The organism is Pseudarthrobacter adonitolis (assembly GCF_055412845.1).
Window position 1 is genome coordinate 66,917 of record NZ_JBVAYW010000016.1, and the last position, 14,956, is coordinate 81,872.

At 64.5% G+C, this 14,956-nt stretch carries 8 protein-coding genes; 7 read left to right on the top strand and 1 reads right to left on the bottom strand.

What is annotated here, in order from left to right:
- Positions 1-38: 38 nt before the first annotated feature.
- From rlmB to ACZYZ4_RS14955, 4 genes are all read left to right on the top strand, one after another.
- Complete coding sequence (gene rlmB / locus ACZYZ4_RS14940; RefSeq protein WP_463862117.1) at positions 39-1,028, top strand: 23S rRNA (guanosine(2251)-2'-O)-methyltransferase RlmB; 990 nt, start codon at positions 39-41, stop codon at positions 1,026-1,028.
- Between the two features lie 241 nt (positions 1,029-1,269).
- Positions 1,270-3,381 carry a glycogen debranching protein GlgX gene (gene glgX / locus ACZYZ4_RS14945; RefSeq protein ID WP_463862119.1) on the top strand — a complete coding sequence of 704 codons (2,112 nt, stop codon included), beginning with the start codon at positions 1,270-1,272 and terminating at the stop codon, positions 3,379-3,381.
- An 18-nt stretch (positions 3,382-3,399) separates the two neighbouring features.
- Complete coding sequence (locus ACZYZ4_RS14950; RefSeq protein WP_463862121.1) at positions 3,400-3,888, top strand: guanyl-specific ribonuclease; 489 nt, start codon at positions 3,400-3,402, stop codon at positions 3,886-3,888.
- Between the two features lie 8 nt (positions 3,889-3,896).
- Positions 3,897-4,253, top strand: a complete 357-nt coding sequence (locus tag ACZYZ4_RS14955; protein WP_463862123.1) for a barstar family protein — start codon at positions 3,897-3,899, stop codon at positions 4,251-4,253.
- Positions 4,254-4,268: 15 nt separating this feature from the next.
- On the opposite strand, the gene glgP is transcribed toward ACZYZ4_RS14955, so the two are convergent.
- The gene (gene glgP, locus ACZYZ4_RS14960; protein WP_463862125.1) at positions 4,269-6,887 is read right to left on the bottom strand and encodes an alpha-glucan family phosphorylase; all 2,619 of its coding nucleotides are present in this window, start codon (positions 6,885-6,887) and stop codon (positions 4,269-4,271) included.
- A 152-nt stretch (positions 6,888-7,039) separates the two neighbouring features.
- Between glgP and ACZYZ4_RS14965 the strand changes: the two genes are divergently transcribed.
- The 3 genes from ACZYZ4_RS14965 to ACZYZ4_RS14975 are packed head-to-tail and all read left to right on the top strand — an operon-like array spanning position 7,040 to position 14,596.
- The gene (locus ACZYZ4_RS14965) at positions 7,040-9,121 is read left to right on the top strand and encodes an alpha-1,4-glucan--maltose-1-phosphate maltosyltransferase (RefSeq protein ID WP_463862127.1); all 2,082 of its coding nucleotides are present in this window, start codon (positions 7,040-7,042) and stop codon (positions 9,119-9,121) included.
- Complete coding sequence (treS, locus tag ACZYZ4_RS14970) at positions 9,118-10,914, top strand: maltose alpha-D-glucosyltransferase (protein ID WP_463862129.1); 1,797 nt, start codon at positions 9,118-9,120, stop codon at positions 10,912-10,914. Before ACZYZ4_RS14965 ends, treS begins: the two co-directional genes overlap by 4 nt.
- A 1-nt stretch (position 10,915) precedes the next feature.
- Complete coding sequence (locus tag ACZYZ4_RS14975; RefSeq protein WP_463862131.1) at positions 10,916-14,596, top strand: 1,4-alpha-glucan branching enzyme; 3,681 nt, start codon at positions 10,916-10,918, stop codon at positions 14,594-14,596.
- Positions 14,597-14,956 lie beyond the last annotated feature (360 nt).

The window sequence follows — 14,956 nt, forward strand, 5'->3', positions numbered from 1 at the left end:
GTAAGCAGATTCAGTCAAACAATCAAGGGTGGAAAATCATGGCCAACAACGGTCGCCGGTCGGTCAAAGCAAAGAAGGGGCCAACCATCGGAACCGGTGGCCATGGCCGCAAGGCCCTGGAAGGCAAGGGTCCCACGCCCAAGGCGGAGGACCGCCCGTACCACAAGGCGCACAAGAGCAAGCAGCTTGCCGAACGTTCGGCCGCCAAGCGTGGCACGGGCGCGCGCAGCGCCGGTGCCTCCCGATCGGGCCCCAAGGGCCGCGCCACCGAGGAAGTCGTCACCGGCCGTAACTCCGTAGTTGAAGCCCTCCGCGCCGGGATCCCCGCGAAGGCCCTGCACATCGCCATCCGGATTGAAATGGATGACCGCGTCAAGGAGTCGCTGAAGATCGCCGCCGAACGCGGCATCCCGCTGCTCGAGACCGGCAAGACCGAACTGGACCGCATGACGGAAGACGCCGTGCACCAGGGCCTGGTCCTGCAGATCCCGCCCTACGAGTACCAGGATGCGTATGATCTGGCCGAGGAAACCGTGGACCGCTGGAAGAAGGGCCACGTAGCCAACGCGCCGCTGTTTGTTGCCCTGGACGGCATCACGGATCCGCGCAACCTCGGTGCCATCATCCGCTCCGTCTCGGCCTTCAGCGGCCACGGCGTCATCGTCCCGGAACGCCGCTCCGTGGGCGTCACGGCATCCGCCTGGAAGACTAGCGCCGGCGCGGCCGTTAGGGTTCCGGTGGCACGTGCCGCCAACCTGAACAGTGCCCTGAAGCAGTTCAAGAACATGGGCATCTTCGTCCTGGGGCTCGACGGCGACGGCGACGTTTCGCTGCCTGACCTCACCCTGGCCACGGAGCCCGTGTGCATTGTGGTCGGTTCCGAGGGCAAGGGCCTGAGCCGCCTGGTCCGCGAAAACTGCGACCAGATCGTCTCCATCCCGATCAACTCCGCCATGGAATCGCTGAACGCGTCCATGGCCGTTGGCATCTCGCTGTACGAAATCTCCAGGCAGCGCGGCGTCAAGTAGTCCTCCCCACCGTCTCCCTGGCGGCGTGGGCGTTTTCGTGCTGCTCTCTCACCTTTGGTGGATTCAACAGAAACGCTCTCGCAGTTCCTGCAACTTAAAACAGAAACGCTCTCTCACCTGGTGAGAGAGCGTTTCTGCTTAAGTTGCGAAAGGTGAGAGAGCGTTGGAGTAGGTGGGTCCGCACGGCGTCATAAAAAGCACTAGTGCAGTTCAACAGCCGCTGGCCGCTACCATTGACGTGATGGTCATGCCGCTTTTCGACACCGCTTCCACCCAGGATGCCTCTTCGTCATATCCGCTCGGTGTCAGCGTCCCGCGCCCGGGTTCGGGAGCGGATTACGGCGTGCAGTCCAGTGCAAACGTGGCCGTGTACGCTCCGGCCGTCGAGAACCTTGAGATTGCCTATAAGGCCGCCGGTGGTGATTGGCATCTGCAGACCTTGCCCAACGTCACCCATGGCGTGCACCACGGAATTGTTGAAGATTTCCCGTACGGGTCGCTGTACGGGTTTCGCGCCACGCCCAAGGCAGAGACGCTGCCACTGGCGGTCCCCGTTATGGATCTGGACGACGACGGCGGGCAGCCTCTTCTGCTCGATCCTTACGGCCGGGCGGTGGACCAGCGGGAAGGGTTCCTGACGAGCGTCCGGATGGCCGGCGATTTTGACTGGGGCGATGACGAACGGCCCCGGACGCAGTGGCGGAACACCATCATCTACGAGGCCCACGTCCGCGGCCAGAGCATGCTCCACCCCGATGTCCCCGAGGAACTGCGCGGAACCTACGCCGGAATGGCCCATCCGGCCGTCATTGAGCATTTCAAGAGCCTGGGCATCACCTCTGTCCAACTGCTCCCGGTGCACTTCCACATCGATGAGCTGCACCTGCAGAACCTCGGCCTGACCAACTACTGGGGCTACAACACGGCCGCGTTTTTCGCACCGCACGCGGCCTACGCCACGCAGGCTGCGCAGGACGCCGGTCCGCACGCCGTTCAGGACGAGTTCAAGGGTATGGTCAAGCTCCTCCACACGGCGGGTCTTGAAGTGATTCTCGACGTGGTCTACAACCACACCGCCGAGGGCGGCCCGGACGGCCAGGCCATCAGCTTCCGCGGACTCGGCGAGGACACGTATTACCGAACGGATGTCCACGGGAAGTACATCGACACCACCGGGTGCGGCAACAGCATGAATTTCGGCCAGCCCCGGGTGGTCCAGCTGGTGCTGGACTCCCTCCGGTACTGGGTGAACGAGTTCCACATCGACGGCTTCCGCTTCGACCTGGCAGTGACGCTCTGCCGGAACGCGGACAACGAATTTGATCGCCGGCACCCCTTCCTGGTGGCGGTGGCTGCCGATCCCGTGCTGTCCGAGGTGAAACTGATCGCCGAGCCCTGGGACGTCGGCTACGGCGGCTGGCAGACAGGCCGGTTCCCGGGCGGCTGGGTTGACTGGAACGACCACTTCCGGGACGGCGTCCGCTCCTTCTGGCTTGCCGGCCGGGCGGCCATCGAAGCCGGCGGGCAGGGCGGGTCCGTGGCTCGGCTGGCGGATGCACTGTCCGGATCTGCGGGGCTTTTTGAGGCGTCAGGCCGGTCCAGGCTGGCCTCGGTCAACCTCATCACGGCACACGACGGCTTCACTCTGAACGACCTTGTGTCCTATGACCGCAAACACAACGAAGCCAACGGCGAGCAGAACCGGGACGGGCACGGTGACAACCGCAGCTACAATCACGGCTTTGAAGGCCGGAGCGAGGACGAGAATATCCTGGCGCAGCGGGCGCAGTCCCGCCGGAACCTGATGGCCTCCCTGATGATTTCGCTCGGCGTGCCCATGATCACTGCCGGTGACGAGCTGGCACGCACGCAGCAGGGAAACAACAACGCCTACTGCCAGGACAACCCCTTGGCCTGGCTCGACTGGACGCGCACCCCGGAATCCGCAGAGATGCTCCGCAGCACCAAGCGCTACGTCCGGCTGCGCAAGGAGTTCCTGGCAAGCCAGCCCCATGATTTTCCGGCGCGGGACGAGCAGTCCTATCTCTACTGGTTTGATCACTCCGGACAGCCCATGTCTATGGACCAGTGGAATGATCCCCGGCACCGGGTGATGCAGCTGCTGCTCGGCTCGGACGACGGCACGCTGGCGGGCCTCGTAGTGGTCAACGGCAGCGGCTCCGACGTGAACATCACACTCCCGGAACTCACGAACGACGACGGAACGCCGCGCAGGATGTTTGAGCTGCGGCTGACCACCTCGCCGCTGCACGAGCTTCGCCAGGGCAGCCGGGTGGCCTCGGGCGAGATTGACATCATCGAAGCAAACTCGATCAACATTTACCGCACGTAACTGCGGAGGGGACGAAAATTGCGCAACCGCTCCGTTGTTGCCCTGCTGCTGACCGGACTGCTGGCCATTGCGGTGTTCGCTTTCGGCGGCACCGGGCTCCTTGAGACGCTGACGGGAAGTACGACGCCGGCAGCAAGTTCCAGCGCGGCCCCCGTCCCAGGGGCTCCCGTTCCCGGTCCTGCGGAGCTTCCAGCCCCGGCGGTAGTACCCGCCAACCCGTCCGGCCTGCCCGCAATCAAGGAATCCCAGCTGCCGGCCGAAGCTCGCACCACGCTCGCGGCGATCCGCGCCGGCGGCCCCTACCGCTACAGCCAGGACAACAAGACGTTCGGCAACTTTGAGCGCATTCTCCCGCGGCAGGATTCAGGCTACTACCGCGAGTACACCGTGCCTACCCCGGGTGAATCGGACAGGGGAGCCCGCCGCATCGTCACTGGCTCCGAGGGCGAGAAGTACTACACCCCGGACCATTACGACTCGTTCAAATACATCACAGAAGGCAGCTGAACACCGTCATGAAAATCTACTCCGCCGATACGTGGACCATCGAAGAACTGCAGGAACAGATAGCCGACGCCGGCCGCCGCAGCCTGGTGGTCCCCGCTGCCGACAGCAATAGGGCGGTCCTGGAAACCTTCGGCGTAGTGCTCGCCTTCCCTGAGCACTACGGCGTGAACATGGATGCCCTGAACGATTCCCTGCACGATTTCGCGGACAGCATCGGCGAAGACGGGAGTGCCCCGGTCACCATCCTCTGGCAAGTGGCCGCAGCGTTCCGCGGGGACCGGACCTTCGGGATCATCTGCGAGATCCTCCAGGACGCCGAGAGCTACGCCGGACGTGACCTGGCGGTCACGGCAGTGCTCCTCTAGATATAACGGCCGGGATCAGGCGTTGACGATCAGCCCCAGCTCGGCTTTGGAAGCCAGTGCCTCGTGCCGGGGCAGGACGCGGACGGTGTAGCCGAACGGACCTGATCGGTCAATAAGCAGGGAGCCGCTGAACAGGTGGCGCCCGTCGCCCAGGTCCTCTTTCGAGCTCAACTCCATCAACGTGACGTCTGCCAGGGTGTCGCTTTCCTCGGCGCGCCCATAGGCCACCTCCACTGAAACATCCTCCGGCGACAGGGTGTTCAGCGCGATGTAGGCGTTCACCTGCAGGGTGTCCCCGATCTGCGGATCCTCGGAAACTCCCACGGAGTCCACATGTTCGACGTGCAGCAGCGGCCACGCGGAACGCACCTTGGCCGTCCATGCAGCCAGGATACGGGCCTGGGCGAAGGAGTCGGCAACGGCCCTGCGTCCGGCCTCGGCTGCGGGGCGGTACAGCAGGTTGACGTAGTCGTGCAGCATGCGCTCGGCGGAAACGGCCGGGCCCAGATGGGACAGCGTGTGCTTGATCATTGACACCCAGTGCGTGGGGACTTTCTCCGTGCCAGTGGTGGATGGTCCGGCAGCACCTGCACTGTCCGACACCGTGTTCCCGTAGAAGCGCGGCGCCACCTGCGTCTCCAGGAGTTCGTACAGCGCCGCCGCCTCGATGTCGTCCCGCTCTTCGGGGGACGCGTCATTGTTGGCGGTGGGGATCGCCCAGCCGTTCTCGCCGTCGTACATTTCATCCCACCAGCCGTCCATCACCGAAAGGTTCAGCGAACCGTTGATGGCGGCCTTCATGCCCGACGTGCCGCACGCCTCCAGGGGGCGGAGCGGGTTGTTGAGCCACACGTCGCAGCCCGGGAAGAGCGTTCTGGCCATTGCGATGTCGTAGTTCGGCAGGAAGGCGATGCGGTGGCGGACCTCGGGGTCGTCGGTGAAGCGGACCAGATCCTGGATCATCTTCTTCCCGGCATCATCTGCCGGGTGGGACTTTCCGGCGATCACCAGTTGGATCGGGTGCTTCGGATGCAGCAGCAACGCCTTGAGCCGGTCCGGCTCGCGAAGCATCAGCGTCAGGCGCTTGTACGTGGGGACGCGCCGGGCGAAGCCGATGGTCAGCACATCGGGGTCCAGGACGCTGTCGGTCCAGCCAAGCGCGGCGTCGGCGGCGCCGCGCTTCTTCCACGCGGCCCGGAGCCGGCGGCGTACGTCCTCCACCAGTGCTGTGCGCATTTCACGGCGCAGCGCCCAGACGTCCGCATCGCTGACGTTGTAGGCAAGGTCCCAGCGGCCCATGGCTTCGGCCTCGGTGCCGAACTGTTCCCGCGCGAGCCGGGAGATGCGTCCGTCCACCCAGGTGGGTACATGCACGCCGTTGGTAACGGACGTGATGGGCACCTCGGAGTGGTCGAACCCGGGCCATAGGGCCGAGAACATCCCGCGGGATACCTCGCCGTGCAGCTTGGCGACGCCGTTGGCCCGCTGTGCCAGCCGCAGCCCCATCACGGCCATGTTAAAGACTGACGGATTGCCGGCGGCGTAGTTTTCCCGGCCCAGTTCCAGGATCCGGTCCACTGGTACCGCGGGCGCAAGCCCCGCCTGGAAGAAGTGGTGGATCTGGGAGATCTCGAAACGGTCGATGCCAGCCGGAACGGGAGTGTGGGTGGTGAAGACCGTTGACGCCCGGCCAGCGGCGAGGGCTTCGTCGAAGCTGAGGGCCGCGTCGCCGGCCATCAGTTCCTGGATGCGCTCAATACCGAGGAAGCCGGCGTGGCCCTCATTGGTGTGGAACACCTCGGGCGCCGCGGTTCCGGTCAGCTGCTGGTAGGCGCGCAGCGCCTTGACTCCGCCCATGCCCAGCAGGAGCTCCTGCTGGAGCCGGTGGTCGCCGCCGCCGCCGTAGAGACGGTCTGTGATGCCGCGGGCGGCGTCGTCGTTGCCGGGAACGTTGGAGTCCAGCAACAGGAGGGGAACGCGTCCGACGTCGGCACGCCAGATGTGTGCCAGCAGCCGGCGCCCGTTGGGGAGCGGGAGCGAGATCTGCAGGGGCCGGCCGTTGCCGTCGGCGGACGGCTCACGGAGGAGTGTGAGGGGGAGACCGTCCGGGTCTAGTACCGGATAGGTTTCCTGCTGCCATGCGTCGCGGGAGAGGGACTGCTGGAAGTAGCCGGCCTGGTACAGCAGGCCCACGCCGATCAGGGGCACGCCGAGGTCCGAGGCGGCCTTGAGGTGGTCGCCGGCCAGGATGCCCAGGCCGCCGGAGTACTGCGGCAGGACTTCGGTGATGCCAAATTCGGGGGAGAAGTACGCGATGGCGGCGGGGGAATCCTCGCCCAGGCCCTGGTACCAGCGGGGCTGCTCAAGATACCGGTCAAGGTCCTCGGCGGCGGCCCGGACCTGGTTCACCACCGACTGGTCGGCGGCGAGGCGCTGGAACTCTTCGCGGCTGACCCGGCCTAGGAAACTGATGGGATCCTGGCCGGATTCCTCCCAGATGCGGGGGTTCAGGGCTGCGAAAAGTTCACGGGTGGGCCGGTGCCAGGACCAGCGCAGGTTGGTGGCCAATCGGGCCAGCGGCCTGATGGGTTCCGGGAGGACTGTTCTGACGGTAAATCTGCGGATTGCCTTCACCTGCGCCACACTAACCGACAACATCAACGTCCGGAACCGCTTTGGCTTTCTTTTAGGTAAATGACAGTTGGCGTGGCGGATAAGTCGAATCGCGGCGACAAAAAGCACCGCAGGCTTAGCAATCTGGACCATTTCTCGCTAACGTCGAGCCTGTGACGACTAACTCAGCAACCCTTGCCGCCTCAAAGAAAAAGCCGAAAGGCAAAATCACCGACGGGCTAATATTTGGCCGGTTTCCGATCACTGCCGTGCAGCCTGTGGTGGAAGGTGGAAAGTATCCTGCCAAGGCATTGCCGGGGGAAGGAATTGTGGTGGGCGCCACCGCTTTCCGGGAGGGGCATGACCAGCTGGGTGTCAGCGCGGTCCTCTTGGATCCCCGGGGGAAGGAACGCCAGCGCGTCAGGCTGGCGCCGCCCAAGGGGGAACGCGGCCTCGGCACGGACCGCTGGGAGGGCATCCTCACGCCGTCGGACGTTGGAAACTGGACCTTTCTCATTGAGGCCTGGCACGACCGCTACGGAACCTGGCACCACAACGCCGAGGTCAAGGTGGCGGCAGGCATCGACGTGGAGCTGATGCTCGCCGAAGGCTCAGCGCTGCTGTCAGAAGCGGCCGCCGACGCCTCCCGCAATGCGTCGGACCGGCGCACCCTGCGCATGGCGTCTTCCATTCTGGCAAACGGGTCCCTCACCGATGAGGAACGTCTGGCAGCCGGCTTCGGCGCGGACGTGGCCGCCGTGGTGGACCGCCAGCCGATCCGCGAACTGGTCACCGTTTCCGAGACGTTCCCGCTGCTGGTGGAGCGCGATCTCGCGGGCCGCGGAGCCTGGTATGAGTTCTTCCCTCGGTCCGAAGGCGCCGTCAGGGACGCCATCACCGGGGCGTGGACGTCCGGGAATTTCCGGACCGCAGCGAAGCGGCTGGACGCGGTGGCGGAAATGGGCTTCGACGTGCTCTACATGCCGCCGATCCATCCCATTGGCGTCCAGCACCGCAAGGGCCCCAACAACACGCTGATTGCCGGCCCGCACGATCCCGGCTCGCCCTGGGCCATCGGCGCCAAGGAGGGCGGCCACGACGCCATACACCCTGAGCTGGGCACGTTCGAGGACTTCGATGCTTTTGTGGCCCGCGCCAACGAACTGGGCCTGGAAGTCGCCCTGGACCTGGCGCTGCAGGCCGCGCCGGACCACCCCTGGGTACAGTCCAACCCGGAATGGTTCACAACCCGGGTGGACGGCAGTATCGCGTACGCAGAAAACCCGCCCAAGAAATACCAGGATATTTTTCCGCTCAATTTTGACAATGATCCAGAAGGTCTTGCGAAGGAAATCCTGCGGGTCGTGCTGCTGTGGGTCAGCCATGGCGTGAAGATCTTCCGGGTGGATAATCCGCACACCAAGCCGGTGTGGTTCTGGGAGTGGCTCATTGGCCAGGTCAACAGAAAGACCCCTGGCGTGGTGTTTCTCGCGGAAGCGTTCACGCGCCCTGCCATGATGCACGCCTTGGGCCGGGCGGGCTTCCAGCAGTCCTACACCTACTTCACGTGGCGGAACACCAAGAAGGAACTGGAAACCTACTTCACGGAAGTCAGCCACGAGTCGCCGGCCTACTTCCGGCCCAACTTTTTTGTCAACACGCCGGACATCCTCACGGAATACCTGCAGTTCGGCGGTCCGGCGGCGTTCAAGATCCGCGCCGCATTGGCCGCCACCGCCAGCCCCTTGTGGGGCGTTTATGCCGGCTACGAACTCTATGAGCATGTTGCCCGCCCCGGCGCGGAAGAGTACATCGACAACGAGAAATTCGAATACAAAGCCCGTGACTGGGACGCTGCCGCGGCCTCGGGCAGGACCCTGGCGCCGTACCTGACCAGGCTCAACGCGATCAGGCACAACCATCCGGCGCTGCTGGACCTGCAGAACCTCACGGTCCACCTCAGTACCGACGACGCCACCGTGGTGTACTCCAAGCACAAGACCCTGCCGGACGGCACCAAGGACACCATCATTGTGGTGGTCAACGTTGATCCGCACGGCATCAGGGAGAGCACCATTTCACTGGACCTGGCTGCCCTGGAACTTGACCCCGAGGACCTGTCGCCCAACGGCGGGTTCCGGGTGGATGACCTCATTTCCGGCGAATCCTGGGAATGGGGCGAATCCAACTACGTCCGCCTGGACGCGCACGTCGAACCCGCACACATCCTGAGCGTGAGGAGATTGCATCAGTGAGCTTTAATCCGCAGAGTTCCAGCCAGCATTTCACCCCCAAGAGCACATTTGAGCTAAACGCCCCTGGCCTGTCCCACGATCCGCTCTGGTATCGGAAGGCCGTCTTCTATGAGGTGCTGGTGCGGGCCTTCGCAGACGCGAACGGCGACGGTTCGGGCGACTTCTCCGGCCTGATCGACCGGCTGGACTACCTGCAGTGGCTTGGCGTGGACTGCCTGTGGCTGCCGCCGTTCTTCCAGTCGCCGCTGCGCGACGGCGGCTACGACATTTCGGACTACAACTCCGTCCTGGATGAGTTCGGCACCATCAGCGACTTCAAGCGGCTGGTGGCCGAGTCCCATGCCCGCGGCGTCCGGGTCATCATTGACCTGCCGCTGAACCACACCTCGGACCAGCACCCCTGGTTCCAGGAATCGCGCAAGGACCCGGACGGTCCCTTCGGCGACTTTTACGTGTGGAGCGACACGGACGAGAAATACCAGGACGCCCGCATCATCTTCGTGGACACGGAGGAGTCCAACTGGACCTTCGACCCCATCCGCCGGCAGTTCTTCTGGCACCGCTTCTTCAGCCACCAGCCTGACTTGAACTTTGAAAACCCCAAGGTCATCGAAGCGCTCTTTGATGTGGTCCGTTTCTGGCTGGACCAGGGCATCGATGGTTTCCGGGCGGACGCCATCCCGTACCTCTTCGAGGAGGAGGGGACCAACTGCGAAAACCTGCCGGCCACCCATGACTTCCTGCGCAAGCTGCGGGCCATGGTGGATGAAGGCTACCCGGGCCGCGTCATCATCGCCGAGGCCAACCAGCCGCCCAACGAGGTGGTGGAGTACTTCGGAACAGCGGAAGAGCCCGAATGCCACATGGCCTTCCACTTCCCCATCATGCCGCGCCTCTACTACGCCCTGCGCGACCAGAAGGCCGCTCCGATCATCGAGACCATGCATGACACGCCGGAGATCCCCGAAGGGGCGCAGTGGGGGACCTTCCTGCGCAACCACGATGAACTGACGCTGGAGATGGTCACGGCCGACGAACGTGCGGCGATGCTGGGCTGGTATGCGCCGGACCCCCGGATGCGCGCCAATATCGGGATCCGGCGCCGCCTTGCACCGTTGCTGGATAACTCCCGGGCCGAGATCGAACTGATCAATGCCCTGCTGCTTTCGCTGCCTGGCAGCCCGTTCCTGTACTACGGGGACGAGATCGGAATGGGGGACAATATCTGGCTCGATGACCGCGATGCCGTGCGCACCCCCATGCAGTGGAACCCGGACCGGAACGCAGGATTCTCCAACGCTGATCCCGGCAAGCTCTACCTGCCGGTCATCCAGTCGCTGGTGTACAACTACGGCATGGCCAATGTGGAAGCCGAGGCCGCCCACTCCGGTTCCCTGCTCCGCTGGACCCGGCAGATCCTCAGCGTCCGCAAGAACCACCCTGCCTTCGGGCTGGGCGCGTTCAAACATGTCGAAGCCGACCACGACGCCGTGGTGGCTTATCTCCGGGAACTTTCGGATGACAACACTGCGGGGCTGCCCGGCCAGTCCATTCTGTGCGCCTTCAACCTTTCGCAGCACCCCGTCGCGGCAAAACTGCGGATTCCCCAGTTTGCCGGCCGCGGGCTGCGCGATGTGTTCGGGGGGCAGCCGTTCCCCGGGATCGACGACGACGGATCACTGACGCTGACCCTGGGAAGCCATGATTTCTTCTGGCTGCGGGTCCGCTCGGCGACGTCCAACCCGGCCTCCCCGTACACGCAGGCACTGCCCATCCTGTCCATCGAGAACTGACATGGCCCAGCCCACCCTCACAGCCACACTGAGCGCCGTCCTTCGGGAATGGCTTCCACGCCAGCGATGGTTCCCCGTGAAGACAGCCGACTTTTCGCTGGAGCAGGCAGGCAGCCTTAGCCTCGAGGATGCCGCCGGGCAGGCGCGGCTGGAGATATTCGTGCTGGCTGTTTCCTCCCGGACGGCCGACGGCGGACTCCGGACTGACGTGGTCCAGGTCCCGCTGAGTTACCGGGACAGTCCGCTCGCCGGAGCGGAGCGGGCACTGGTCGGCCAGGCTCCCGAGGCCGGCATGGCCTGGATCTACGACGCCGTGCACGATCCTTCCTTTGTGTCCTCCTGGCTGGAACTGGTCCGGTCCGAAGCAGGCTCGAGTACGGGTTCGGCGACGGGCCACCGCACTCGGTCGGAGCACCGCCTGCCCACCGCCCATGGAGTCGTCAAAGTCCTGTCCGGCGAGCAGTCCAACAGTTCGGTCATTGTTGACGACGGCGAGTCCGCGGCCATCGTGAAATTCTTCCGGGTCCTCTCTGAAGGGATCAACCCTGAGGTCGAGGTGGGGGCGGCGCTGACGGCCCAAGGCACCTTCGAGGTTCCGGCCACGCTGGGGTGGGTCCGCGGGGAATGGCAAGCGCCGGCGTCCTCCGGGCTCCCGGCACAGGCGCCATCGCAGGGCGAGCTTGCCGTAGCCCACGAATTCCTCGCCGGCGGCCGTGATGCCTGGCGCCTTGCCGTGGATGCCGCGCGCACCGGCGCCGATTTCACCGGCGAGGCGCATGCCCTGGGTGCTGCCACGGCCACGGTCCACCGCCGGCTGGCGGAAGCCCTCGGCATAGCGGTTGAACCGGCCCCGGGTCAGCTTATTGCGCCCGGAGTAGCCCAGCGGGTCCGGCAGGCATGGGCGGAAGCCGGTGCCGCCGTCGGGCCTTACGACGACGCGCTACAGGCGCTTCTTGGCGAGCTCGACGGCGTGCCGGCAGGGCCGCTGCAGCGGATCCACGGCGATCTCCACCTCGGCCAGATCCTTCAGGTCCCCGGCCACGGCGGGCAGCCCGGCCGGTGGGCCATCCTTGATTTTGAAGGTGAGCCACTGCGGCCCATCGCCGAACGCAACTGCCCCGATGTTCCGCTCCGGGACGTGGTGGGGATGCTGCGTTCCTTCGACTACGCGGCAGGCGCGGCAGAACGCGAATATCAGGGTGCCCGCGTTCCGGCGTCCTGGGTCGATGATTGCGCGGACGCGTTCCTTGCCGGCTATGCCGCAGTCACACCCGGCACAATCGACCGGAGTTCACCGCTCTTTGTGGCATTGTGGCTGGACAAGGCCCTTTACGAAGTCGTTTATGAATTGCGGAACAGACCTGACTGGCTGGTCATTCCAACGAATGCCTCCAGGCGGCTCCTCAGCGTTAAAGGCTCCGGCGATCAGGCCAGGGCAGCATCGGAAGGTATCAAAATGACAGGTTCAGCACGTACAGACCGGCTCCGTGTGCCTCTACACGTGGACCCGGAAACCTTGGCCCGCGTGGCGAACGGCGAACACCACGCGCCCCACTCGGTGCTCGGTGCCCACCTGGACGACCACGGCCATGTGACTGTCCGGACCGTCAAGCACCTCGCGGAGTCCGTGAGCGTGGTGACTGCCGTTGGTGCAGTGCCCATGACCCACGAGGCCAGCGGTGTCTGGGTGGCAGTCCTGGAGCCGCTGCAGGCCGGCCACGTGCCCGATTACCGACTGGAGGTCACCTATCCTGGTGCCGCGCCGCTGACCGTGGATGAGCCCTACCGCTACCTGCCCACCGTGGGTGAAGTGGACCTGCACCTGATCGGCGAGGGCCGGCACGAGAAGCTGTGGGAAGTCCTGGGCGCGCACGTCCAGCACTACAAGTCCTCCCTCGGCGATGTTGACGGCGTCTCCTTTGCCGTCTGGGCGCCGAACGCGCAGGCGGTCCGGGTCAAGGGCGACTTCAACGCCTGGGACGGCCGCGAAAACTCGCTCCGCTCGCTGGGATCCTCAGGCGTGTGGGAAGTCTTCCTGCCCGGTGTTTTAGCAGGGGCGTGCTATAAATTCGAGATCAAGACCAAGGGCGGCTACTGGGTCGAAAAGGCCGACCCCCTGGCGTTCGGCACCGAAGTCCCGCCGCTGACGGCGTCCAGGGTGGTGGAGCCGTCGTACGCGTTCAAGGACGCCGAATGGATGGAGGCACGCGCGCAGCGTGACCCGCACAATTCGCCGATGAGCGCCTACGAAGTCCACCTCGGATCCTGGCGCCTTGGCCTGGGCTACCGCGAGCTCGCCAAGGAGCTGGTGGACTACGTCAAATGGCTGGGCTTCACGCACGTTGAGTTCATGCCCGTGGCCGAACATCCCTTCGGCGGCTCCTGGGGCTACCAGGTGACGTCCTACTTTGCGCCGACGTCGCGCTTTGGCCATCCGGACGAATTCCGGTTCCTGGTTGATTCCCTGCACCAGGCCGGAATCGGTGTGCTGCTGGACTGGGTCCCGGCGCACTTCCCCAAGGATGCCTGGGCGCTGGCCCAGTTCGACGGCGAACCCCTGTACGAGCACGCCGACCCGAACCTGGGCGAGCACCCCGATTGGGGAACGCTGATCTTCGACTTTGGCCGCACCGAGGTCCGGAACTTCCTGGTGTCCAACGCGCTGTACTGGCTTGATGAGTTCCACATCGACGGACTCCGGGTTGATGCGGTGGCCTCGATGCTGTACCTGGACTACTCACGCGAAGAGGGGCAGTGGTCGCCCAACCGCTTTGGCGGACGCGAGAACCTGGAAGCCATTTCCTTCCTTCAGGAAGTCAACGCCACCGTCTACAAGACCCACCCCGGCGCGGTGATGATCGCCGAAGAGTCCACAGCTTTCCCCGGCGTCACCGCCCCCACAAGCCACGGCGGCCTCGGCTTCGGGCTCAAGTGGAACATGGGGTGGATGCACGACTCCCTCAAGTACGCCTCCGAGGAACCGGTCAACCGGAAGTGGCACCACGGTACGGTGACGTTCTCCATGGTCTACGCGTTCACCGAGAACTTTCTGCTTCCCATCAGCCACGACGAAGTAGTGCACGGCAAGGGCTCCATGCTCCGGAAGATGCCGGGGGACCGCTGGCAGCAGCTGGCCAACCTGCGCGCCTTCTTTGCCTACCAGTGGGCGCACCCGGGCAAGCAGCTCATTTTCATGGGCACCGAATTCGGCCAAGAGGCTGAATGGTCCGAGCAGCACGGACTGGACTGGTACTTGGCCGAGATTCCGGCGCACCGCGGAATGCAGCTCCTCACCAAGGACCTCAACGAGATCTACAGCTCGACGCCGGCCCTCTACGCGCGGGATAACGAGCCCGGTGGTTTCCAGTGGATCAACGGTGGGGATGCTGACCGCAATGTCCTGACGTTTGTCCGCTGGGACAAGGACGGCAATCCCTTGGTGTGCGCCATCAACTTCTCTGGCGGTCCGCATGTGGGTTATGTTCTCGGCGTTCCCGCTGCAGGGGCCTGGACCGAAGTGCTCAACACCGATGCTGCAGCCTATGGCGGTTCAGGTGTCCTGAATGGCGGTGAGCTGATTGCCCTGGACGAAGGGCTTGATGGCCAGCCGGCATCGTTGACCATAACGTTGCCGCCTCTGGGTGCGGCGTACTTCAAGCCCGTTCCGCCGGCGGCCGGCTGACCGCATGGTGTGAACCGGCTCTCGTAAGAGCACGGCAAAAAGCCCGGAATCCCTTGAGGTTCCGGGCTTTTTGCTGCCGTCGGCGTGGGGGCGCACGGGACTGCTTGGGGCTTGGTTGGCCATCCCGGCAAAGTGGTGGTAGAGTTTATTTCCGCGCTGCTCCACGGAGTCAGACCGAAAAAACCGACACGAAAGCCTCAGGCTGATGAAGGTCGCGGACGCCGGTTTGACAAGAGTGAGACCAGCGGGTAAGTTTGAAAAGTTGCTCCGGAGCGATCCACGGCCGATAAAATGGTTGTGGTGGTGCCGGGTGTGTCTGTTGTTTGAGAACTCAATAGTGTGCCAAGTTTGTTGATACCA

Excerpts from the sequence above, each read along its gene's own strand:
- rlmB (WP_463862117.1), top strand. The coding sequence starts at position 39 with ATGGCCAACAACGGTCGCCGGTCGGTCAAAGCAAAGAAGGGGCCAACC.
- glgX (WP_463862119.1), top strand. The coding sequence starts at position 1,270 with ATGGTCATGCCGCTTTTCGACACCGCTTCCACCCAGGATGCCTCTTCG.
- ACZYZ4_RS14955 (WP_463862123.1), top strand. The coding sequence starts at position 3,897 with ATGAAAATCTACTCCGCCGATACGTGGACCATCGAAGAACTGCAGGAA.
- ACZYZ4_RS14975 (WP_463862131.1), top strand. The coding sequence starts at position 10,916 with ATGGCCCAGCCCACCCTCACAGCCACACTGAGCGCCGTCCTTCGGGAA.